The 24298-nt window shown below is 37.1% G+C and carries 25 protein-coding genes; 11 read left to right on the top strand and 14 right to left on the bottom strand.

Going from position 1 to position 24298, the window contains the following annotated elements; translation table 11 throughout:
• The 3 genes from serS to GXZ72_05695 form a co-directional block, all read right to left on the bottom strand.
• The coding region (gene serS, locus GXZ72_05685) for a serine--tRNA ligase (GenBank protein ID HHT19032.1) at positions 1-1394 on the bottom strand (1394 nt) is incomplete at its 3' end.
• 3 nt (positions 1395-1397) lie between these two features.
• Positions 1398-1640 carry a hypothetical protein gene (locus GXZ72_05690; GenBank protein HHT19033.1) on the bottom strand — a complete coding sequence of 81 codons (243 nt, stop codon included), beginning with the start codon at positions 1638-1640 and terminating at the stop codon, positions 1398-1400.
• Positions 1641-1658: 18 nt separating this feature from the next.
• Positions 1659-2447, bottom strand: a complete 789-nt coding sequence (locus GXZ72_05695) for an AAA family ATPase (GenBank protein HHT19034.1) — start codon at positions 2445-2447, stop codon at positions 1659-1661.
• A gap of 294 nt (positions 2448-2741) precedes the next feature.
• Between GXZ72_05695 and rplJ the strand changes: the two genes are divergently transcribed.
• From rplJ to GXZ72_05720, 5 genes are all read left to right on the top strand, one after another.
• Positions 2742-3224 (top strand): 50S ribosomal protein L16, encoded by a 483-nt coding sequence (gene rplJ, locus GXZ72_05700; GenBank protein HHT19035.1) that lies wholly within the window; start codon positions 2742-2744, stop codon positions 3222-3224.
• Positions 3225-3271: 47 nt separating this feature from the next.
• Positions 3272-5563: a phosphoenolpyruvate synthase gene (gene ppsA, locus GXZ72_05705; protein ID HHT19036.1), complete on the top strand. Its 2292-nt coding sequence runs from the start codon at positions 3272-3274 to the stop codon at positions 5561-5563.
• A 79-nt stretch (positions 5564-5642) separates the two neighbouring features.
• Positions 5643-6785 (top strand): tyrosine decarboxylase MfnA, encoded by a 1143-nt coding sequence (gene mfnA, locus GXZ72_05710; protein ID HHT19037.1) that lies wholly within the window; start codon positions 5643-5645, stop codon positions 6783-6785.
• A 374-nt stretch (positions 6786-7159) separates the two neighbouring features.
• Positions 7160-7405 carry a hypothetical protein gene (locus GXZ72_05715; protein ID HHT19038.1) on the top strand — a complete coding sequence of 82 codons (246 nt, stop codon included), beginning with the start codon at positions 7160-7162 and terminating at the stop codon, positions 7403-7405.
• A gap of 140 nt (positions 7406-7545) precedes the next feature.
• On the top strand, positions 7546-8040 hold the full coding sequence (locus GXZ72_05720; protein ID HHT19039.1) for a fumarate hydratase: 495 nt from the start codon (positions 7546-7548) through the stop codon (positions 8038-8040).
• Between the two features lie 30 nt (positions 8041-8070).
• Here the strand turns inward: GXZ72_05720 and upp are convergent, their stop codons facing one another.
• The 4 genes from upp to GXZ72_05740 form a co-directional block, all read right to left on the bottom strand.
• On the bottom strand, positions 8071-8706 hold the full coding sequence (upp, locus tag GXZ72_05725; GenBank protein ID HHT19040.1) for a uracil phosphoribosyltransferase: 636 nt from the start codon (positions 8704-8706) through the stop codon (positions 8071-8073).
• 95 nt (positions 8707-8801) lie between these two features.
• Complete coding sequence (locus tag GXZ72_05730) at positions 8802-9332, bottom strand: tRNA (cytidine(56)-2'-O)-methyltransferase (GenBank protein ID HHT19041.1); 531 nt, start codon at positions 9330-9332, stop codon at positions 8802-8804.
• Positions 9333-10142, bottom strand: coding sequence for an adenosylcobinamide-GDP ribazoletransferase (cobS, locus tag GXZ72_05735; GenBank protein HHT19042.1), 810 nt, complete (start codon positions 10140-10142; stop codon positions 9333-9335).
• Between the two features lie 8 nt (positions 10143-10150).
• Positions 10151-10597 carry a phosphatidylglycerophosphatase A gene (locus tag GXZ72_05740; GenBank protein ID HHT19043.1) on the bottom strand — a complete coding sequence of 149 codons (447 nt, stop codon included), beginning with the start codon at positions 10595-10597 and terminating at the stop codon, positions 10151-10153.
• Between the two features lie 264 nt (positions 10598-10861).
• On the opposite strand from GXZ72_05740, the gene GXZ72_05745 reads away from it, so the two are divergent.
• The 4 genes from GXZ72_05745 (at position 10862) to queC (ending at position 13945) form a co-directional block, all read left to right on the top strand.
• Positions 10862-11365: a hypothetical protein gene (locus GXZ72_05745; GenBank protein HHT19044.1), complete on the top strand. Its 504-nt coding sequence runs from the start codon at positions 10862-10864 to the stop codon at positions 11363-11365.
• Entirely contained in the window at positions 11365-11541 is a 177-nt protein-coding gene (locus GXZ72_05750) for a hypothetical protein (GenBank protein ID HHT19045.1), read from the top strand. Before GXZ72_05745 ends, GXZ72_05750 begins: the two co-directional genes overlap by 1 nt.
• Before the next feature lie 369 nt (positions 11542-11910).
• Positions 11911-13104 carry a nickel pincer cofactor biosynthesis protein LarC gene (gene larC, locus GXZ72_05755; protein HHT19046.1) on the top strand — a complete coding sequence of 398 codons (1194 nt, stop codon included), beginning with the start codon at positions 11911-11913 and terminating at the stop codon, positions 13102-13104.
• A 148-nt stretch (positions 13105-13252) separates the two neighbouring features.
• Positions 13253-13945, top strand: a complete 693-nt coding sequence (gene queC, locus GXZ72_05760) for a 7-cyano-7-deazaguanine synthase QueC (protein HHT19047.1) — start codon at positions 13253-13255, stop codon at positions 13943-13945.
• Between the two features lie 12 nt (positions 13946-13957).
• Here queC and GXZ72_05765 read toward each other — a convergent pair whose 3' ends face one another.
• The 6 genes from GXZ72_05765 to GXZ72_05790 all read right to left on the bottom strand — a co-directional run bounded on the left by GXZ72_05765 (position 13958) and on the right by GXZ72_05790 (position 19539).
• Positions 13958-14257 carry a hypothetical protein gene (locus GXZ72_05765; protein ID HHT19048.1) on the bottom strand — a complete coding sequence of 100 codons (300 nt, stop codon included), beginning with the start codon at positions 14255-14257 and terminating at the stop codon, positions 13958-13960.
• A gap of 174 nt (positions 14258-14431) precedes the next feature.
• Positions 14432-16150, bottom strand: a complete 1719-nt coding sequence (gene oadA, locus GXZ72_05770) for a sodium-extruding oxaloacetate decarboxylase subunit alpha (protein ID HHT19049.1) — start codon at positions 16148-16150, stop codon at positions 14432-14434.
• 296 nt (positions 16151-16446) lie between these two features.
• Entirely contained in the window at positions 16447-17550 is a 1104-nt protein-coding gene (locus GXZ72_05775) for an inositol-3-phosphate synthase (protein HHT19050.1), read from the bottom strand.
• A 264-nt stretch (positions 17551-17814) separates the two neighbouring features.
• Positions 17815-18252: a small multi-drug export protein gene (locus GXZ72_05780; protein ID HHT19051.1), complete on the bottom strand. Its 438-nt coding sequence runs from the start codon at positions 18250-18252 to the stop codon at positions 17815-17817.
• Positions 18253-18351: 99 nt separating this feature from the next.
• Positions 18352-18645 (bottom strand): DUF2769 domain-containing protein, encoded by a 294-nt coding sequence (locus GXZ72_05785; protein HHT19052.1) that lies wholly within the window; start codon positions 18643-18645, stop codon positions 18352-18354.
• Positions 18646-19152: 507 nt separating this feature from the next.
• On the bottom strand, positions 19153-19539 hold the full coding sequence (locus GXZ72_05790) for a transcriptional repressor (GenBank protein HHT19053.1): 387 nt from the start codon (positions 19537-19539) through the stop codon (positions 19153-19155).
• Positions 19540-19650: 111 nt separating this feature from the next.
• On the opposite strand from GXZ72_05790, the gene GXZ72_05795 reads away from it, so the two are divergent.
• Both GXZ72_05795 and afpA read left to right on the top strand, forming a co-directional pair.
• A complete protein-coding gene (locus tag GXZ72_05795) occupies positions 19651-21159 on the top strand; it encodes a catalase (protein HHT19054.1) in 1509 nt (502 codons plus the stop codon).
• Positions 21160-21252: 93 nt separating this feature from the next.
• Positions 21253-21813 carry an archaeoflavoprotein AfpA gene (gene afpA, locus GXZ72_05800; protein HHT19055.1) on the top strand — a complete coding sequence of 187 codons (561 nt, stop codon included), beginning with the start codon at positions 21253-21255 and terminating at the stop codon, positions 21811-21813.
• A 414-nt stretch (positions 21814-22227) separates the two neighbouring features.
• Here afpA and GXZ72_05805 read toward each other — a convergent pair whose 3' ends face one another.
• Positions 22228-24186, bottom strand: a complete 1959-nt coding sequence (locus GXZ72_05805; protein ID HHT19056.1) for a potassium transporter KefB — start codon at positions 24184-24186, stop codon at positions 22228-22230.
• Positions 24187-24298 lie beyond the last annotated feature (112 nt).

The raw sequence follows: 24298 nt of genomic DNA on the forward strand, positions 1-24298 counted from the left end.
GTTTCTTTAATTGAAAATCCTTCAGTAAAATGGGTGCCATGCACGTTAGCAGAAACTGCAGCCACTCCCTTATCAACTCCTGGAACCACCAGACGCATCTCGTATTTGGGCACATCAGGAAATTCAATTCCCCTTTCTTCCACTTTCCGACCTTCCAGATAGAAGGGGTCATCACCAATTTCAGTGTACCATTCTAGTTCCATTTGGTTGGCTAACTCTTGTGAAATCTCCAAAGTAGCATCACGGATATCTTCAACTTGACTTGGTGTTCCCAACCACACCAGTTCAGTCCTCTGGAATTCATGAACCCTATCAAGACCTTTTGCCCCACCAGCTTCCCAGCGATAAGTCCAACCACTCTTGTCAAAGAGTTTAATGGGAAGTTCTTTCTCATCAAGTACTTCATGGCTGAAAAACTCATAGAAAGGTTCACACTGGGCAGGTGCCAGAACATAGGAAGGATCCTTCAAACCTTCCTTCAAACGTTCGATTGGAACTTCTTTTTTTATTAAAAGTTCATTTTTAAACTTTTTAAACAGTTCAGGGTCACGTCGTGGGGCGCTGCAGTAGTACATTCCCTCTGGAAGTCCTTCCAAGTATCGCATCTTGTTCATCACGGGGATGGGTATGAGTTTTGGCCACATACACTCGTAAAATTCCAGTTTTTCCACCAGAACTTCCAGGAATATGTCTTCAATGGCACGATGCAGGGAAATAAATTGAGGCCCATAAAACCATTGCCCTTTTCCTGGGAACTTTTTCACCCAGCCTAGACGTGCTGCTTCTTCAGTAGGATCTCCCTTGAAAAAGGTTGGAAATTTGGGGCTGCGCCCAACAATGGTTCCTGGTTCGATTTTGGTGACTTGACGGGTTAAAATGTCATCAGCATCTTCATCTGATTTTTTCTCAACATTTTTTTCAGTCTCAGCAAGTACATGTTTAACAACCCTGTCCACCACATGGTTTCTAAGGTCTCCTTCTCCTAATTCCTGAAATTTGATAACCATCTGACCATCTTGGAAGGTAGAATCTTCCACATAAGGCATCTGATTTACATCAACCATTTTCTGTGATGGAATTTCAATTTCATAATTTTTAACAGTGATTTTTCGGACACCTATATGGTATTTTGGCCCTAAAATATTAGTTAATGGTTTTTTAATCCGGAGAAGTGCGTCATGGGCTCTGCCTCTCCTGCCAGAGAGTATTTTAAGATGAAGGCTGTTACCTTGAAGGTTCCATTCCACAATACGGGAAGCATCATCCTTCTGTTCAGGTGACACCCCCTTCTGGAATATGTCATTATTAGCCTGTTTGACAAATCCTGCAATATCATCTAAAGCTTTATCGGCGTCTTTACTTAGTAAAACTTCTCCTTTTAGTGTGAATTTCATTTTTTAAACATCCATATGTTTTTTTTGAAGTTTTAATATTTTTTCAACCAACATCTCTGAAAATATAAGATCATCTGCAGTTGAGAGAATTGTTTTTAGTGAGTTTCCTCTTAAAGTACATACCAAAGAATTTTGATCATGGTATGATTCTAGAAACCCCATATTATCTGGTAATAATGATTCATACGCGGTTTTTGCCTGTTTTTGCTTATGATAACAGAAAGTGATGGTGGCCTTAACCTCCATAGCTTGAACCTCCATGTTTTAATTAGAGGGACCATTCTTTAAAAGATTTTCTGCAATTTTCGAAATTGATTGAAGTGCAACTGAATTAGGGTAATCAACAAGAGGACGGCCTTCCATATCTGCTTGGACAACTATCTCATCACGGGGAATGCTTCCTAAAACATCCACCCCCATTTGACCCAGTTTTTCTGCCACGAATTTTTCTTCCATGCTACTGGAAACCTTGTTTATCACTGCCACCACATTTTGGATGCCTATATCTGTAGCCAGTTTTTTAATTCGGCTGGCTGTTTCCAATGATTTGAGTCCAGGTTCAGCAACAATAATCATAACATCAACTGCTTCTGCAGTGCGCCGTCCTAAATGTTCAATACCCGCTTCCATGTCTAAAATAACCATTTCATTCTTTTTAATGATTAAATTCCGTAATATGGCCTTCAACATTACTGAAGCTGGGCACACGCATCCATCTCCACCTTTATCCACAGTACCCATCACCAAAATTTTCAGTTTACCATCGGAGTCATAGTTAGTGGAAAGTGACTCTGGAAGATCGGATATGGTGGGATTAATCTTGAAAACATCTCCAAAGGATGATCCTGGTTCTGCTCCAGTTCTTTCTTTGATTAAACCTTTCATTTTAGATATAGGGGTAACCGGCTGGTGAATGCCCAGACTCCCCAACAAGTTCATGTCAGGATCAGCATCAATTGCGTATACTTTATAATTTTCTGATAAAATAACAGCCAATGCACTTGCTAGGGTGGTTTTACCCACTCCTCCTTTTCCAGTCACTGCGATCTTCATATTTCTACACCATTCAGTTAATTTTTGATTATTTTAACTTTCAATAAGTATTAATATAATGATTATCAATTGGGATTATTTGTGAAGTAATATTATGCTTACAATTCTCATGTTAATTTAGTAAAGGTCTATTGATCATTTTATATATTATAATTCTCCAAACTAATTGTACTATTGATTTCTACCTGTTTAATTTAGATGGAATAGTAGTTTCTTTAGGTAGAGAAATTATGTTTATGGCTTAAATATTCGCATTCAAGCTTTAAATAATGTTTATATTAGGAGGAATATTAGATGGTAAGAGCATACACTAGAAAAGATTATATACGCAAAATTCCTGGTTCCAGAATTGTTCAATATGACATGGGAAACCTCTCAGGAGAATTTCCTTTAACAGTGAGCTTGGCTCTAAAAGACAAGGCTGAATTATCCCACAATGCACTGGAAGCTGCTAGGATAGCTACTAACCGATACATGCAGCGAAAATCAGGTAGGATGGGTTATCACTTGAAAATAAGGGTTTATCCTCATCATATTGTACGAGAAAATCCTATGGCTACCGGGGCTGGAGCAGACCGTGTTCAGGACGGTATGAGAAAAGCATTCGGAAAACCAGTAAGTTCCGTAGCTATGGTTAATGCCAACCAAAGAGTTCTAACCATTAGAACCAATAAAAAGAATTTCACCGATGCTAAAGAAGCATTGAGAAGGGCAGCAATGAAATTCCCTGTTTCTTGCCGTGTGGTAATTGATGAAGGTGAGGAATTAGTTAAATAAATTCTTAAAATATATGAATTCCAAAAAATCCTAAGTGGTGTATGAGCATGGAGTATGTCGAATTTTTCGAGGAGCTTAAAAAGGAAGATGTGGACATAGCTGGTGGAAAAGGCGCCAACCTGGGAGAACTGACCCAATCAGGGATACCAGTTCCTCCTGGATTCGTGATAACCTCCGCTACCTATCAGAAATTCTTAAATGAAACTGGAATCACCCAGGAAATAATGGACATTCTTGATGCGCTGGATGTAAACAACAACAAAGAACTTCAGGAATCTGCTCGTAAAATTAAAAAAATCATCAATGAAACTGAAATCCCAGACGAAATAAGCAGCCTCATCATAGAGGCATACAACGCATTATGTCACCGCATAGGAAAAGAAAACGCTTTTGTAGCCGTAAGATCTTCTGCTACTGCAGAGGATCTGCCTGAAGCATCTTTCGCAGGTCAACAAGACACTTATCTAAATGTTAAAGGTCCTGAAGATCTTATCAAATATGTTAGAAAATGTTGGGCTTCCCTTTTCGGAGCCAGAGCAATATTTTACAGGGAAGAAAACGATTTTGACCACTCTAAAGTCTACATAGCCGTAGTGGTCCAGGAAATGGTGGATGCTGAGAAGGCTGGAGTAATGTTCACTGTACATCCCTCAACTGGTGAGGAAAAAATTCTAATTGAAGGAGCATGGGGTCTTGGAGAAGGAGTTGTATCTGGAACTGTCACCCCAGACACTTACTGGATGGATAAAGTTACAGGAAAAATTCTGGAAAAACAAGTCAGTGAGAAAAAGACAATGTTCCAGAAAAAAACAGAAAATGGGCAGACTGTACAAGTACCTGTCCCTGATGAACTTAAAAATAAACAAGTTTTAAATGAACATGAATTAGCTCAATTGGTTGAACTCGGGAAAAACATTCATGAACACTACCAATTCCCACAAGACACAGAATGGGCCATTGAAAATGGTAAAATATTCATGTTACAATCCCGGCCAGTGACCACACTGGACATGGCCTTGGGCAAAGGAAAAGCCTTAAATGAAGGTGAACGTACCGTAATCACCAAAGGATTAGGAGCCAGCCCTGGAATGGCATCTGGAACGGTAAAAATTATTAACAGTACTGATGAACTGGACAAAGTCCAGCAAGGAGACATATTGGTAACAGTAATGACCACCCCTGATATGGTGCCTGCCATGAAACGAGCCAATGGAATCATCACTGATGAAGGTGGTGTAACTTGTCACGCAGCCATTGTATCTCGAGAACTGGGAATACCATGTGTGGTGGGAACTGGAGATGCTACATCAATACTCCCTGAAAACAGCCAAGTGACCTTGGATGGAAACAAAGGAATAGTATGGGAAGGAAAACTAGTTGAAACTGAGAAAAAACCAGAATCAGTAGAAGAACCAAGCGTGGTAGTACAAGCACCATTAACAGTCACCGAGGTAAAAGTAAATGTTAGCATGGCTGAAGCAGCTAAAAAAGCAGCTGCAACTGGTGCTGACGGAGTCGGACTCCTCAGAACAGAACATATGATGCTCACTACTGGAATACATCCTAAAAAGTACATCCAAGAAGGTAATGAAGCAGAACTAGTAAGAGTACTTGTAGAGGGCATACTAAAAGTAGCTGACAGTTTCTACCCCAAACCAGTATGGTACCGTACCTTAGATGCTCCAACTGATGAATTCCAATCCCTTGATGGCGGGGAAGGGGAACCATATGAACACAACCCCATGTTAGGTTGGAGAGGAATACGCAGAGAACTGGACGAACCAGAAATACTCCTGGCAGAATTCAAGGCTATTAAAAAATTACACGAACAGGGATATACAAACATAGGTATCATGTTGCCATTGGTACAACACTCTGACGAACTAAAAGAGGCCAAAAAAATAGCTGAAAAAGCAGGACTTAAACCTCAGAAAAACATTGAATTCGGAATTATGGTGGAAACACCAGCAGCAGCCATGACCATAGAAGACTTCATTGCTGAAGGACTTGATTTTGTCAGCTTTGGAACCAACGACCTAACCCAATACACCCTGGCCATAGACCGAAACAACGAAAAAGTGGCAGACCTATACACAGAAAGCCATCCAGCCGTCTTAAAACTCATAGAAAGAGTTATAGTTGAATGTAACAAGGCAGGAGTAAAAACCAGTATCTGCGGACAAGCTGGGAGCATACCTTCAATTGTTGAAAAACTGGTGGAACTGGGAATCACTTCAGTATCAGCTAATACTGATGCAGTGGCCACAGTACGCGAAACAGTGGCACGAGTGGAGAAAAAACTACTCTTAAAGGCTGCCCGGAAGATGATGCAAGAATAAAGAATAATTCTATATTCTTTTTTATTTTTCACTCATTATATTCTATTTTTAGAATAGATATTTATTTTTAGGGATTCAAATGCAAGATAAGGGAATACCAAAAGAGCAAATATATCAAATGCTCCGGAAATATAAAAACAATGACCTTACGCACCGTTCAGGTAAGATATTAGGTTCTATGTGTACTTGTCCTGATCCTGTAGGTGTTAAAGCATATTCCATGTTTTTAGAGTCAAACTTGGGAGATCCTGGCTTATTCCCTGGAACAAAAGCCCTTGAAAATGAAGTAATAGCCATGTTGGGTGAAATACTGGGAAAAAAAGATGTCCATGGTCACATAATAACTGGTGGGACTGAAGCCAACCTCATGGCCATGCGGGCAGCCCGTAACTTGTGTAATGTGAAAGATCCAGAGATAATTGTGCCAAAATCTGCTCATTTTTCATTTAAAAAAGCTGCAGATATGCTATGCCTTGATTTAAAGGTTGCAGATTTGGATGAAGACTACAAGATGGACCTGGCTTCAGTGGAAAACCTGATTTCCCCTAACACCGTGTCAGTTGTTGGAGTAGCTGGAACCACCGAACTGGGGAAAATAGACCCAATAAGTGATCTTTCCAATATTTGCTTGGAAAATGATATCTATTTGCATGTTGACGCTGCTTTTGGCGGTTACAGCATCCCATTCCTTAAGGATGTTGGTTATGATCTGCCAGAATTCGATTTTTCACTTCCCGGGGTCTCATCTATAACCATTGATCCACATAAGATGGGCCTAGCACCTATACCCACCGGAGGAATACTTTTCAGGGAACGGAAGTTTTTGGAGGTTATGGCTATTGAAACACCCTATCTCACTGAAGATTTGCAATCCACAGTTGTGGGTACACGTACCGGGGCAGCCACAGCTGCAACTTGGGCTCTTTTGAAGTACCTTGGTCGGGGGGGATACCAAGAAGTTTCCAGGAAATGTATGGAAATCACCTATATCCTGGCTGAAGGTGTGGAAAAAGCAGGATTTGAACTTATAACCCACCCAGAACTTAACATAGTTGCTTTTCGTTCTTCCGAAATATCGGTTGAAGAAATCGCCCGTAAACTAGAAAATAAAGGATGGGCCGTTTCCTTAGCATCCTACCCCAAAGCAATAAGGATTATTGTAATGCCTCATTTAAAATTGGAACACATTGAGGCGTTTATTAATGATTTAAATCATATTTGATTTGTATTTTCATTAAACATACTATTATTTGTTATCAACTATACTGATTTTTTTTTCTATTTTCAAAATTTAGATTATATTTTTTTCATTTTTGCTGTGGGTATGAAAGTGTGGTTCAAGTAGTAATGTTTGTAGGATATCACCACATAACAGAGCATAATCTTGGAATAAAGTAATAATATCTTATTATCCATTCACATGGATTTTTGTTGAAATCTAGGTAACTAGCTAAAAAAACATTCATTACTTTTGATTGTCACGATTGTTCTGATTTTACCTTATTTGGGGTCGTACATACTGCAAATAGCACTAATTAAATTGTTAATATCGCTAATAACAGTATTCATGGAAATCAAGGCAGTTTTGATGCTTTTATGAGTGCAGATGGTAGTTATATAGCTTTTAGTTCTGATGCAGATAACCTGGTGGCTGGTGATACCAATGGTTATTGGGATGTTTTTGTAATGGACCGTTTTTTAAACATCACTGAACGTGTTAGCATCTCTACACGTGGCCAAGAGGGCGATTATAACAGTGAAAAACCAGATATCAGTGCAAATGGACGTTATGTGATATTCACAGGATCTGCGAAAAGACAGGGAACAGAAATAGAATGCTGATGCAGATCATCTGGTTTGTGAAAGTTGTGATGGATAATTATCAACTTCAGACAGTTGAACTAGCGATGACTTCAGTAAGTGTGAGTGCAGGGGAAAATTAAAATACAATAAATCATCACCGGTTATTAATGATTAAAAATATTAACGAAATTCAAACCCCAATTAAATCTCGAACCATTAAAAGACTCAAAATTGGGGATAGACTTACAATTTCAGGTACCATATTTACAGGCCGTGATGCAGCACTCCCTCGTCTGGTAAAACTTATAGAAAAAAATTCAAGTCCTGTGGACTTGGAAGGTGGAGTTATAATGCACACTGCAGTTAGTGCTGCAGGTATAGGGCCAACCAGCAGTAACAAAACCGAAATAGAAAATAGTATTGCTCCGCTATCAAAAGCCGGTGTGAAGATGCATATTGGAAAAGGTGGATTATCTGTTAAAACTATAGAGGAACTGAATAAAAATGGGTCTGTTTTCGTGGTCACACCACCTGCAACAGCTCTCCTCACTACTACCGTGGTATCCTCAGATTTGCTTGCATTTCCTGAAGAGGGTATGGAAGCATTTCATCGCCTGGAAGTAAGGAATTTCCCTGCAATAGTGGCTGTGGCTCATAGGGAATCTATTTATTAAGTTCATCCTTTAACCAAAATACAAATTTATTTAAGGTCCTGGTTTTCCAAAAGCTTTATCTCCCGCGTCTCCCAAGCCTGGGACGATGTAACCATCTTCATTGAGTTTTTCATCCACTGCACAAGTGTATATCTCAACATGGGGGTGAGTGTTTTTCACAGATTCAATGCCCTGTTTAGAGGCTATTACATTAAGCACTACTAGCCTCTTGGGATTTCCTTTCTCATGAATTCTGTCTAAAATTGCATTCATAGTATTTCCAGTGGCCAACATAGGGTCTGCAACTACCACTATCTTATCGTCTACTGGAGGAAGTTTAAAATAACCTACCTCCACTGGAAAGGGTGGTTCATCTTTTCTCCAAGCTCCAACCACACCATATTGCGCATCCTTAAAAACCCTTAAAATTCCCTCAACAAGGGGGATGGCCGCTCTAAGGACGTTAACCACGACCATGTCATTTTTATCTTTTATTTTCACACCATTTGCATTACCCAGGGGGGTTTGAACGGTTACATTCTCTTTTTCAAGCGTGTTTGCTAGTTCATAGGCTAACCAGCGGCCTATTTCAATTATTCCTCCCCTAAAATTAATTCTATCTATTTCTTCTACCCTAATTTTGGTAAGGTTTTCTTGAACCAGTAAATGGTCAATAATTTTAATCATACTTAGCACCCTTTGATAAATAGATTTAATAATCCCTATTGAGTTATTCGGTTTTTGATCCTATAATCTTTGTTTAGGACCTAACATCTGTTCTTTTATTTTTTGACTTGCACGTTTTTCCCCTTTTGTGAGGGTATAACTTTCATATCTCCACCTTCAAACTCTAAATCCAGCTCTTTTTCCTCATAAAACATGTGGAGGAATATTGCCAGGGATGAAACTTCAGAGTGGGGTTGTGTGGTCACGGAAACATTCCAATCTGCCTCTTGATATACTTTGCTGGGAACTCTGGAACCCCCCACTACAACCAGTTTATCTTGTGAAGATGCACGGATTTTGGTGATCACATCTTGCACAGGTTCACCATACATTGTTAGATGAATTATTTCTCCTCCTCTATTTTTCCAATCATCCAGGAGATTCTCCCATTTTTCCTGGTATTCTACTTGGAATTCACCACCCCAACGTTTAACAACATCATGAACATTTTCTATGAGCTTTTTATCATGGTCCCCACTTAAAAAAACTCCTGATGCACCTAGTGCACGTGCTGTGAGGCAAACATGGGTGGTTATGCGGGCGTCACGCTGCCGACGATGATCCAGACGTAAAACTTTTACTTCCATTTAAAAACCCCACAGAATGAATATGACCATAATTAAGATTGATAACATTCGTCCAACTTCATTGGAAGCCCCTAAAATATCGCCGGTTGTATATTTGAAACTTCTTCTGGTTATTAAGACCATGATGATCCCAGCTATTATTCCTCCCATTATTCCCAGAATACCGATATATTTAAAGGCAAAAAATCCTAAAGTGAGGGTAAAAGCTACCGAAATCATCAGTAGTTTCCCATTCATATTTTCTATAAAGTACTGCCCAGTACCATTATCTAATGGTTTTGAAAAGGTTGCACAGCTTATCAAACTCATTTTAGCAGCAATTTCAGAAACGAAAAGGGTGGAAAAGATGTAAATTAGGGGAATAGTTGCTATAGATGCAAATGTTATCAGGGAAACACTTAAAAGTATAGCCAGACCACCAGTTCCAATTTTCTTATCTCTCATGATCTCTATTCTACGTTCTGGACTTCCATGGGCCATTAAACCATCACCAAAGTCAACTAACCCATCCAAGTGATGGAAGCCAGTGAATGATATGGCCAAACTGTAGATCATTGCAGCAGATAACAATGGGTATAGGTGGATTGGATTGAAAAGTAGCCAGCCAAAGCCCCCTACAATAATTCCAATGAAAGCCCCAATTAATGGCCACAAAAATGTGAACCTTGCCATTTCCTGGATGGTGCTGTGTATATTTAGGGGCAGTATAGTGGAGAAGGATACCAGACCCAGAAAGCCTTGCCAACTAAAAGGAGAATTTTCAGTTTTTTTATCATCGGAAAATAATTCCTCCCGGGGTGAACGCTTCATGGTGTTAATCACTCCTCAAAAAGCTTGGACATACATCCAGCCACTAATCCTGCGAAAACATCGTCTAACATAGGGCCTAAAGTTCCAATAACTCCAGGTTTTGCTTCATCATATCGTTTAAAGTTGAATATGGCCTTAGTGCCAGCGATCTGGTTGGCAATAGCCATACCTAGAACCTCATCTGAGTAAAGATATGCAGGATCATCATCAACATCAACCCCTTGGATGCGATGATTTCTGAGATCATCTTCAACGCGAATCCCAGCCACAATCAATACAACTACATTAATATCTTCCAACGATTTTCTGATTTGTTTTTCCAGAGATATTTCTAATTTATCTGTTTTTTCAACTCCTTCCAAAAGTTCAAGACCAGCTTCCACTAGTTGTGGTACTTCAACCCCCACTTCTGACATCAAACTATAAATAGAATGAGATATTCTTTTTTCTTCCATTAAAACACCTATTGATTATAAATATTATAAGGACGTGTTATTCTTTATATTTATTTTAAATAAGGAGGAATAACTCCGAATCTATTTTTTTTTGCACTGGTAAAATGCATGTTACTACTTTTATGGATAAATTATTTAGATATATGGTAACATAAATATCATCAAATTTAGCTAATGTATAAAAAATTGAATGGAATAAATAAGTGCTCATTGGATTATTCCAGTGATTATAAGTGACTAGATCAACAAATGGGGGTGTTGTTTTTGAAAGTCCATCTTAGAATATTTGTTGAAGTAGAAAACTTGGGGAAAGCCATGAATGCCCTTGTTGAAGCAGGTATTACTGGATTTTATATTCTTGAATACAAAGGTATGTCTCCTCAGGACTGGGAAGGTTTCTCTATAAAAGAAGACCCGAAATCAGCGGTAAGACTCATCAGAGATCATGCTAATGATGCAATGCTCATATGTTGTGTGGTGGATGAGGAAAAAACTGACAAAATCGTTGAAAAGGTTATGGAGTTAATGGAAGGAGAAAAGTACACAATTCTAGAAGTTCCTATAAAACGCATAATCGTGAACTATAAGGATAAAGAATCAAAACGGGCTGAAACTTGGCTATTAGAAAAGGAAGTTCCTTGTTTTTACTGTGGTGAAAATGCTGTTCAGAGAGTCAAAATAGATATGAACAAAGCTAAAATATGGTGTACGAATTGTGGGGCGGCTCGTTATTACCTTGTTAAGGGTGTAGAGAAGGAGGGAAAATAATGGTTATAAAAAAATGGAAACTAGAAAAAGGTGCCAAATGTTATAACTGTGGAGATGCCACAATCCATGATGTAAAAGTCGACCAATATAACATCAAGATTCGTTGCCGGGACTGTGGATTCACCCGATATTACACTTTCCACATGGTGGATTTACCGGTTAAAAGTGATTTGTAATGATTAACACCTTTTTAAACCATTCCATATTTTTATTGAACATACGTTTAGTCAACAATTGACTTATATGACTTTTTTTCGCGAGTTATATTTATATTTTATTTGTATCAGCTATTATCTTCCTAACAAACTCTTTTTATCCCAAATATTCACGTTTTATTTCTTTTTATAATTCAAATTATATTTGTGAGTTAAACTCTTTTTTAAGTTAAGCATTAGGACATAAAATAAATTATATTAAATTCCTAAGAAAAAAGCATACACCAACCTTTTTAATGATATTAAATAGAATAATAATAATAAAAAAGACATTAACTTGAATTTATCAGATTAAAAAAATAATAATTGCAATACTGGAGGATTTAAGTCATGGTTGTATTAATTGATCCTCAACAATCCGGAATATCTGGAAACATGATGGTAGGGGCTTTAGTTAATTCTGGTGCAGATTTTAAAATTGTTAAAGACATTATGGGGCATTATGGATCATATTTTGGAGATGTCAAGGTTGAGATAAGTCTTATAAACAAATCAGGAATTAAAGCAAGCTTTGCAGATGTCCAATGTTCGGACCACAACACCTTAGCTTACAAGGATTTAGTGGAAACTTTAGAGGGTATTAGTCATGAAAATGTCACACCTGATATTTTGAAATTTGCTAAAAATGTGTTCAAAACACTGGCACTGGCAGAATCACATGTGCATGGAGTTGACCTTGATAAAATTCATTTCCATGAGGTTGGTGCTGCTGATGCTGTAGCAGATATAATGGGATCTTCATATGCATTTTTTGAGCTGGGATTTAATTCAAAAAAAGTTTATGGACTCCCTCCTTCACTTGGCGGTGGAAGAATAAAAAGTAAACATGGTAATATAAGTGTACCTGCACCTGCCACTCTTGAAATACTTAAAAATGTTCCTGTTATGGGCGGTCCTGTAGACCATGAACTAACCACGCCTACTGGTGCAGCTTTGCTGGTGAATATGGTGGATGAATTCACAAATTTTTATCCAATGATAATTAACCGAACTATCTCTTATGGTGCTGGAAAACTCGATCTGGAATTTCCTAATGTTCTAAGGATAGTCACTGGCACTTCTCCAATGCCCGCCGATAAAATTTCTATCCTGGAGACTAACTTGGATGATGTTACTGGAGAAATATTGGGGCACACTGTAGACCGGTTAATGGAAGAAGGAGCTCTTGACGTTACAATAATTCCCACTATAGCTAAAAAAAACAGGCCAGCACATCTTTTACGTGTGATTACAAAATCGCACATGAGTGATGTTCTTTCAGAAATTATAATCCGGGAAACAGGAACTCTAGGAGTTAGAACCATACCTTATGTTCATAGAAACATAGTTAAAAGGGAAGTAATCCCGTTAAACATAGATTTTCATGGTCACATCAAGACAGTGAGGGTGAAAGTGGCTCAGATAGGTGAAGAAATAATAAACATAACTGCTGAATATGAAGATGCCAGAAAAGTGTCAGAAGAGATGGGTATTCCTTTAAAAGATGTAATAAGGATCATTAACCAAAAAACAAACTTGAAATAAATAGATATAGATATTGGGGCACCGGAATCAAAGGCGAAAATAGGAAAGTAAAAACCAACAATGCCCTGAATGTCATTAGAATTAACGGAAAAACATTTTTAAATAAACAAAATCATTTGAATAATAGTTAATCCAATAAGTGCTGAAAATGAACAATTCAAACTCTAAAAAGGCAATATCAGTTCTTTCAGGAGGATTGGACTCCACTGTTGCCACTTCCCTCCTGGCTGATGAATATGAAATTCATGCAATTACCTTTGATTATGGTCAAAGGAGTGCCAAGATGGAAATTAAATCTTCAAAGGCCATATGTCAGAAATTAGGTCTCAAGCACTCTGTAATTGAACTTCCATGGCTTGCCTTGCTGGGAGGGTCTGCATTAACCAGTCAAGAAACTGTTCCAGAATTGGAAATGAACCAGTTAGATGATAAAGAAATTTGCGAAGAAACTGCCCAGAAAGTATGGGTCCCTGGTAGGAATGTGGTATTCACATCCATTGCATTATCATTTGCAGAGGCAGAAGGGGCAAAGAAGATAATCGTGGGATGGGACCTTGAAGAAGCAGCCACCTTCCCGGATAATTCTAAAAAATTTTTAGATGCTTTTAATAAGCTTTTAAAAGTTGGTTCAATGGATGATGTTCAAATTGAAGCTCCACTGATTCAGATGAATAAAAAAGAAATTGTAAAAATGGGTGAAAAGATAGGTTCGCCAATGAATATTAGTTATTCATGTTATATGGGTGAAAACCAGCATTGCGGGAGTTGTGAATCTTGCATGAGACGAAAAAGGGCCTTCGAATTTGCTGGTGTGCAAGATCAAACCCATTATGATAAGTGAATGCATTTATTTTCAAAAGAATACTTTCATAACATATTCATTGTGTTTGGAGCTTATTTTCTCTATTTCTACTTTGTTTCCCGGTTTTAAACCTTCCCATTTTATAAAATAATGTTCATGGGGCCTCTCTGGTCCTCGGCATGTGCAGGGATAAGATTCGACTTGAACTTCACAGGATATTTCATCATCTTTAAGTATAAAATCTTCCCCTAATCGTGGGAAAAATGATAATTTATTCTTTAAAATAAATATAAAATTATTTTCTGCCTCTGATTTTGATATTTTCCTTGAATAATAATCTTTTGAACTCATAGGAACCACTACCTTATAATAACTATTTTCGTTTTTTATAAAGGTATCATGCTCTAGAGAAGGATATGAAACTTTGAATCACTTTTTCAATAATTATAAGGTATGGTATAAAAATTAACTCGCAAATATCATCAGTTATGTGGGATATAATTCTCAATAAAGAAAGGGAATGGTTTATTTGATGACCATCAGGGTTTCTCCAGTACCTACAGTATCTCCTTCTTCCACAAAGATTTTTTGTACCACTCCGGATTCTGGGGCATGGACATCATTCTCCATTTTCATGGCTTCTAAAACAGCCACCACATCTCCTTCCTTAACCTTGTCCCCCTCATTTACCTTTAACTTTAGTATCATTCCCTGCATGGTTGAATTAACTCCTCCTTCCACTGACACTGACTTTTCAACATCATTTTTAGCTTCAATTTCCATGAAACCCGTGGGTACAACTTTAACTTGGAAGCTTTCACCATCCACATCTACTTGATATTCAGTTGGTAACGAAGCAGGTTTTTCACTAGGAGAATCACTTTTAGGTGGGGTTAATGTTTCTTCTACTGCTTCACCTTTTAAGAATTTTGGGGCAACAGCAGGATACAGAGTAAAGGTTAAAACATCTTCTTCCTTTTTGATAATGCCCTGTGCCTCCCCTTCTTTACGATATTTTTCCAGTTCAGGCTCCAAAAGGTCTGCAGGACGGCAAGTTATGGGTTCTTCATCACCAATTATTTTACGGGCAATTTCTGGATCAATAGGTGCTGGTGACCTTCCATAAAAACCTTTTACGTACTCTTTAACTTCTTTAGATGGATTTTTATATCTTTCTCCACCTAAAACATTCATAACTGCTTGTATTCCGACGATTTGGCTGGTTGGGGTAACCAGTGGTGGGTAACCCAAGTCTTTTCTTACCCGTGGAACTTCTTCTAGAACGTCCTCATAACGGTCTAGTGCATTCTGTTGTTTTAGTTGAGAAACAAAGTTAGAGAGCATTCCTCCGGGTATCTGATAGAGAAGAACATCTGTGTCAACTCTTTCGGTAATTGGGTCAAGAATACTACTATATTTTTCTCTTATTTCTTCAAAATACTTTTTAATCTCGGTCAGGAGTTTTAAATCATATCCGGTGTCATATGGGGTTCTTCTAAGGGCTGCTACTACACTTTCAGTAGGTGGTTGTGATGCTCCCCAAGCTAAAGGAGATATAGCAGTATCTAAAATGTCAACACCAGCTTGACAGGCAGCATAATAACTCATGGGAGTCATACCACTAGTGCAGTGGCAGTGTAAATTTATTAAAAGGTCGGTTTCGTCTTTTAAAGTTTCAACTATTTCATATGTATCATGTGGTGATATGAGTCCTGCCATATCCTTTATAGCCAATGAATCACATTCTTTGGCTTCAAGTTCCTTGGCCACATCCACAAATGTATCAATAGTGTGGTAAGGGCTAGTGGTGTAACTTAAAGTTGCTTGAACATGAGCATCCTGTTCCTTAGCTACTTTAATGGATGTTTCCATATTTCGCACGTCGTTTAAAGCATCAAAAATTCTGAAAACGTCCACGCCATTGGTGTAAGCTTTTTCCACGAATTCTCGCACCACATCATCAGGGTAATGTTTGTATCCCACTAAGTTCTGTCCCCGGAGTAGCATCTGGAGGGGGGTTTTCTTCACCAACTCTTTAATATCCCTTAATCTTTGCCAAGGATCTTCATTCAGATAACGGATGCAAGTATCAAAGGTGGCACCTCCCCAACATTCTATTGAGAAGTATCCTACTTTATCCATTTTTTCAGCAATGGGTAGCATATCCCGGGTTCTCATACGCGTGGCCAGGAGCGACTGATGTGCATCTCTAAAAGCGGTTTCAATTAGCTTTATCTTCGTCATGGTGATCCTCACACATTGGATAGAATTGTCATGAATCGAATTTTTAATTCCTTATATAGATAGTGTAAACTTCCTTATATCCTTACCTTTAAACTCCACAATAACTGGAAAAATATAAATTTTCATAACTGGAAATGTTATTGAAATTAGTAGTTATCTTATTCTTATTCATATGTTTAAAAAATAAATTATGAAAATAATATACAATATTGCCATTTGTATGTTTTAAAAAAGATTGAATTTATAAAGTCTCGTAAAACTGATGTTAAATGGGGGTAAGGCGGGGAATAAATTTATCATCGTTCTCTCTTACCCTTAATAAACTCATCTACCATTTCCACAGCCACATCATCGGTGAACTGTTCTGGGGGGTGTTTCATGGTGTAGGCACTGATGGATGTGAGTTGACCTCCAATACTTCTTTCCATGGCTAATTTACAACACCTAATGGCATCTATAACGCATCCTGCAGAGTTTGGCGAGTCTTCCACACTCAAGCGCAGTTCAATGTTCATGGGCACATCTCCAAAGGTTTTACCCTCCATTCTGAGGAAGCAAAGTTTATTATCTTTCTGCCAAGGCACATAATCTGAGGGGCCAATGTGAATATTATCTGGATCCAACCTTTCACCAAGAACTGACTGAACCGCCTCAGTTTTCGATTCTTTTTTCGAGTCAAGACGATTCCGATTAAGCATATTTAAAAAATCAGTGTTTCCGCCAGTGTTAAGCTGATATGTTCGTTCCAACTTCACGCCTCTTTCTTTAAAGAGATTAGCTAAAGTTCTATGTGTTATGGTGGCCCCAATCTGGGCTTTAATATCATCCCCAACCATTGGAATGCCTTTTTCCTTAAAACGAGCAGCCCATTCAGGGTCACTGACAATAAATACTGGCATGCAGTTTATGAATGCACAACCTGCTTCCAAGGCGCATTCTGCGTAGAATCGCACTGCTTTTTCTGATCCCACTGGTAAGTAGTTTAGGAGAATTTCAGTTCTGGTTTCTTGGAGTATTCTTACAATTTCTTCTTTACTTTTTTCAGGCTCTTTTGAAACAGTAAATGTATGATCTTCAGGATAATCTGCCATGTGTGGTGCAACTCCATCTAGCAGACAGCCCATTTCCACTTTAACTCCACATGGATTTATGTCAGGGCAAAAAATACAAGTACAGTTTGGTGACGCATAAATTGCTTCGTTTACATCCATCCCTACTTTACGTGCATCAATATCAAATGCAGCCACTATTTCCATGTCTGATGGTTTGTATCCGCCAATTTCCCAGTGCATGAGGCCTATGGCATCATCTGGTTTTTTGTCCTTGTAATAGTAGATACCTTGGATCAGTGAACTGGCACAATTACCAATACCAATTATAGCTATCCTTATCTTTTCCAATTTTACACCTTCTAAAAACACTAAATATCAACGAATTATGGTTGTTGATGTTATGATAAAATCAAAATTCTCATTACATATTATCTAAAGCTTAATATATCTCGTCTGAGTGTAAAGTTAGCCCAGTATACTATTAAATGTTTCGTCCAATCACCTATTAAATGTTTCACATCAGAAACTGTTTGAAATTAATTTTTAGATTTTAAAGAATTAGACATAAGAATATTTCAGACAACAGAATATAATTAAATCATCATAAAAACATTACACTACATTTTCAAAGGCTAAAAAACCCATAAATCCTGCTAAAGTTAACCCAACACTCCAAAGTAGAATACCTATACTCATCCATAAGATTAGGCGTTTTTTACCAGCCCCCAATGCAATACCTACTGCAGAACCAAGTGGTGCGCCAAGAAGTAGTGGGGATAATAATCCTAAACCAATCACTCCATAGTTGTTCCAAATTTCGTATAATCTACTTTTTTTCAATGCAGATTCATCTTTATATTTCCATTTTAGTAATCTGTGTCTTAAATTATTGCCCAGAATTATTACTAAAACAGCAGACAATATTGATCCCGCAGCTGATATAATGGCAATAACTAAGGGATTTACTTCCATAACAAACCCTAAAGGTATGGCTATCCATAGTTCAACCATACTTGTCGCAAAAAGTATTATTATGGTTTCTAAATTCATATTGTCACAGATTTTACCATTTAATTGAACTTCTATATTAAAGACGTATATAAAAAGAAGAAAAAAAGGATATTAAAGTTAAAATGCAATCTTTGATAATTATTTACTTTGTTCCATTTCATTGCCACGACTGCAGTAAAAATTGTGTGTGATTCCGATTCCATATTTCTGTGCTAAAGGACAAGTAGGGCATAAACATCCAAGTTCCATGGTGATACACTCCTTGCTTTTGCCGATGATGCAAAAAACATTTTCTCCCTTATCTTTAGCACAGTCGTTGTAGGTAGGACAAGTAGGACACACACAATCTGTTTCTAACTGTTTGATCTTTTCAGAACGTTCTTCATTTTCTAGTTTGCTTAGTTCTTCCATTAACTCTACAAATTTGTTCATTAAATCACCTCATGGTATGTGCATCTGAAAAAAAAAGAGAACACTTTTTCATGGAATCATCAGTAAATAGGGATAATAGGGGCAGTGTTTGTATGGGGGGGTAAGCACTAAACTTTTCTATGGATAAAAATAAAACCAGAATAAGTCCTGTAAACAGAATTTTATTTCTTGTTCGGGTTATCATCATTATTTATTCTGAAGGTAACTTTAATAAATATTTCCATCATCTATTGAAGATTTAAAGCAGCAATTAACTTAAATGATTGATAAAAAGGGATAGATATTGAATTAAGAAAAAGAGAAGTACAAGTTTTTTTTTTTATTGTGTTGGATATTGGCAATACTATTATTTCCTGTTTTTTGCCTTTTTTTCATCATTAAATTTTTCAAACATTCTTGAAATGTAGTTCAAGATTCCAGTATACTCTACAAGAAAAAATAGTCTTGTAACTTGACTATTAGTAGTTTTTTGAAAGATAATAATAAAAAGATAATAGTAAATTTAATTTATTCTACAAGCACTAGTAAATTTTTTACTTTGATTTTTTCATTTTTTCTAAGAATTTTTTCTATTTCTTTTAAGTGTTGATTGATTTCATTATTTTCAATGTCTTTTATAGTCCCATCAGCTTCTACCAAGTTAATATGAAGTTTTGGATTGATTTCATAACGTGTTTCTCCTTTATAATAAAATTTACGTATCATTCCTTTTTTAACTAGCAATTTAAGGTTTTCATGTACTGTGGAGCGACTTATGTGGGGGTGTGTTTTTTTAATAGCATTGTAAACACTGTTAAATGAGGGATGAGTTTTTTCTAATTCGCGTAGTTTTCGGATTAGTTCAATCCTCTGAGGGGTGATTTTGATTTTTTCTTCTTGTAATTTTTTTTCCATTAAATATAATTAGTTAGAATCTTAATAAAAATATATGGGAATATGACTTATATAGAACTCAGTTCTATATAAAAATCGATCCGGATAGATAATTTATTGGGGGTAGTAAAAGTGAAAGAAGAAAAACTCACATCAAATAAGGGGCAGCCAATTTCAAATGACCAAGCGTCCATAACCACGGGTGGTGGATCAAGCTACACATTGATTCAGGATGTGCACTTGGTAGAAAAATTAGCTCATTTTGACCGGGAAAGAATACCAGAACGGGTGGTGCACGCTAAAGGTGCTGGAGCCTACGGATATTTTGAAGTGACCAATGATCTTTCAAAGTATACTAGAGCCAATTTTTTATCAGAAGTTGGTAAAAAAACCGAGGTGTTCGTAAGATTTTCCACTGTAGGCGGAGAACGTGGTTCAGCAGATACTGCACGCGACCCACGTGGGTTTGCAGTCAAATTTTATACTGAAGAGGGAAACTATGATTTGGTGGGAAATAACACTCCCATATTTTTTGTAAGAGATGCCATAAAATTCCCTGACTTTATACACACGCAGAAAAGAAATCCACAAACAAACCTCCCAGATGCCAACATGTTCTGGGATTTCCTCTCGTTAACACCAGAATCAGTACATCAAGTGACTATATTGTTCTCAGATAGAGGAACACCCTACTCATTCCGACACATGGATGGGTTTTCCAGCCACACTTTCATGTGGTACAATGAAGCTGGGGAATATGTATGGGTTAAAGTTCATTTCAAGACAGTTTTAGGAAACAAAACATTCACCAATGATGAAGCAGTTAAAATGGCCGGAGAAAACCCTAACCACGCAACAGAAGACCTTTACAATGCAATAGAATCAAAAAATTATCCTGAATGGAAGGTTTACGTCCAGATAATGACTCCAGAAGAAGCCAAGGATTACCAGTTTGATCCTTTCGACATCACCAAAGTATGGTACCACGGTGATTATCCCCTTATTCCATTGGGTAAAATGGTTTTAAACCGTGCACCTGACAATTTCTTTGCTGAAGTAGAACAGGCTGCTTTTGCCCCATCAAACTTCGTACCAGGAATAGGTCCTTCACCTGATCGTCTCCTTCAAGGAAGGTTATTCTCGTATGAAGATACCCAACGCCATAGATTAGGAGCGAATTTCCACCAGATACCAGTTAACAGGCCAAAAAATGCTAAAGCATCAAATTACCAGCGTGACGGTCCAATGAATGTTGATGGTAATGGAGGTTCTAGACCTAACTACTACCCAAACACCATGAACGGTCCTGAACCAGACATATCTTTTGCACCTCCAGCCATTGAAGTTCAAGCTGTCATTGACAGACACACCAGACCAACTGAAGATGTTGACTTCATCCAAGCCGGCGAACTATACCGGAGAGTAATGGATGATGAAGCCAAAACAAACCTTATTTCTAATATAACTGGTCACTTGGGCGATGCCAACGAAAACATCCAATATCGTCAAGTTGCTTTATTCTACAAGTGTGATGTGGAGTATGGAACCCGCTTGGCAGAAAATTTGAAACTTGACATTAACCGGGTTAAAGAATTAGCTTCCATGAGCCAAGAAGAAAGAGTGGAGGCAACAAGAAATTGAAAATGGTGTAATGAAAACTTTTTGGGAATTTTTATTTTCCCATTTTTTTTTGTTAAGATAATCGGTATTCAGAACTGGGAGGGAAGTTTTAACATGAAAAAACCTAAAGTTGCTTGGGGAATCACCGGTGCTGGTGATAAAATACTAGAAACCCTGAAATTCATGCTGGAAATACAGAAAGATTATGGGGACATTGTGGATATCGAAGTTTTTATCTCAAAATCTGGAGATCAAGTGGTAAAATATTATGGAATATCTAATGATATTGAATCCAATTTTGATAAGGTTTGGGTAGAAATAAATGCTAATGCTCCATTTTTAGCAGGAAATATTCAATTAGGTAAATATGAATGCATGTTAATTGCTCCGGCAACCTCTAACACTGTAGCAAAAATTGCCATGAGGATGGGCGATACTTTAATCTCCAATGCGGCAATAATGGGTCAAAAAGCTGATGTTCCCATGTATATATTGCCTTCAGATGTTGAAGAAGGAGTTACTATTACCCAACTGCCGGATGGTAAGGATCTGAAGATAACCATCCGAAAGGAAGATGTGGAGCATGTGGAAAAACTGGCCAAAATGTATGAAACCTACATCGTTAAAGAACCAAAAGAACTGGTGGGTGTGTTTGAGAAACATTTCCCGAAATAGGTCACAATAACTGAATCTGGGGTTACTCATGGGAAGCCGAAACGCAAATTTATATTCAGTTTAGGCATGATATGTTTGAAGATAGGTGTTTTGGGGTTGTTCTACCAGTTTTACCATCCATTCCCTGGTCCTGCTTCATATTTTTTTGTAAAAAGTTCAAAAAAGTTGAAAGATTGATTTCAAATAATTGATCCTTTGGAAGTTAAATAAATTATTAAAACAAACAAAGCATATCATAGATGTAAAACCCCAAAGTATTTTTTTTTATGGAGTGAAGTGAATCACTCAATAATTATTTCTTATCTTTATCTCAATTTATTGCTAACTTAGTGGGGATAGGAGCAACTTTAATATTCATTTATTTAAAACCTTAAAATAGTCAATTAATTCATGTATATTGTTCAAAACTATTTTTTACCAGTCAAACTTCTCAAAACGTGATAGTTGTTCTTCTTCACCACTCACAATCAATACATCTTCTTTTTTTAGTTTAAAATTAGCGCCAATTTTTTTAAAGATTTTATGTTCTCGCAAAACTGCTACTATTTCAATATCATAATTTGTTATTAAGTCCCCAATAGTTTTCCCATCTGAATTAGAACTCAATACTGTTGAAGTAATTTCAATATCTTGGCTCTCATCTAAAGTGGAAGTGATTAATTCCTCGTTTGAAAGAGTTCTAAACATTTCATAGCCATCAGATCGAATTTCATGGATAAAGTCATTAATTTTCTGCCTTGGCAAACTATATTTTTCAAGCACGCGGCTGAAAATTTCGATTGAAGTTTCAAATTCTTCAGGCACTATTTCATCAGCACCCATTTGATACAAACTCTCCATATCCCGAATATATCGTGTCCTGACGATGATGTAAATGTTGGGATTTATTTTTTTGGCGATATCAAGAATTTTACGGGTCCCAATAGCATCTGAAATTGCCACTACCATTATCCTCGCATTTTTAATGTTAACATTTTTCAGAACTGTTCCATGGGCAGCATCACCATAATGGATTGATTCTCCGCGAGATTTTTCATTTTTGACGATTTGGGGATTTATTTCAATTACTACATAGGGAATATCTGCTTTCGAGGCAGCTTTAGCCATGTTTTTTCCATTTACCCCAAATCCAACAATTATTAAATGATCACTAAAAACTTTTTCCTGGGGAGTTTTAAAAGGATAAAATCCCTTTTTAATTCGGTGGGGTAATGGTAACCTATCGGAAAAATGTGATATTCGTGGGGCAACAGCCAAGACAAAGGGAGTGATCGACATTGTGACTACAGAAACGGCCAGGAACATCTGGAAAAACCCTTCATTAATAAGTCCTAATTCCAGTCCTTTTGCAGATAAAATGAAAGAAAATTCCCCTATCTGGCTTAATATTAAACCAACCAAGATCATGACTCGGAGTGATAGTCCCAGAATTCCTGCTGTTAAACCAGCTATTAATGATTTTAATAGAATTACAATAATGGATAAAATGATTATTAAGAGAAGATTCTCCATAATAAAACCAATATTTAATAACATTCCAATGGACACAAAGAAAAAACTCATGAAAATATCTGCAAATGGTAAAACATTTCCAAGAGCTTGATTACTGTAATCAGTGTTAGATATTATTAACCCTGCTAAAAAAGCTCCTAATGCTGTTGATAATCCTATACTGGAAGTCATCCAAGTAACTCCAAAACATATTAGAATTATGGTGAGGATGAACAATTCACGGCTCTTAAAACGAGCTATATAATGTATAAGTCCTGGAACTATCCATTTTGCGCTAATTAGTGCGAATACAATTAAACCAACTCCTTTGACCAGTAATAATGGCAAGTTGTTAAAAATACCATTGTCCACACCAGCCAGCATTGGTATGAAAAGAATAACTAATACTACTGCAATATCCTGAAAAATTAAAATTCCCAGTGATATTTGTCCATGTATACTATAAATTTGATCTTTTTCTTGAAGAATTCTTAATACCACAGCGGTACTGCTGAAGGATACTAAAAGTCCGATAAAAATAGATTCAGAGGTATTAAGGCCTAAATTTGAACAAAGAAGGTAAGTTGCTAATAATGTTAACGTAAGCTGTAGTGAACCACCCAGAATTACATATCTTTTTATTTGTGAAACTTTTTCCAATGAAAATTCAATTCCAATAGTGAAAAGGAGAAATATGACTCCTAACTCCGCCAAAAAATTTACTTCATCAATGGGTACCAGTCCTAAACCATGGGGACCTGCCAGTAACCCTGTGATGAAAAAGGCCAGAATTGCTGGAATTCGCATTTTACGGAATAATAAGACCGAAATTACTGATAAACCAATAATTATTACGACTTCTTTTAATAAAGGAATTTCCATTCAATTTGCTCCTCAAACAGAGATGTAAAAAAATTTTGTGTATAATAATGTTCATTGTTATTTAATCAGAAGTAAATAAACTTCATCTATTTTTTTTGTTGTGATTCAAATA

The organism is Methanobacterium sp. (assembly GCA_012838205.1).
Taxonomy (GTDB): Archaea; Methanobacteriota; Methanobacteria; order Methanobacteriales; family Methanobacteriaceae; genus Methanobacterium.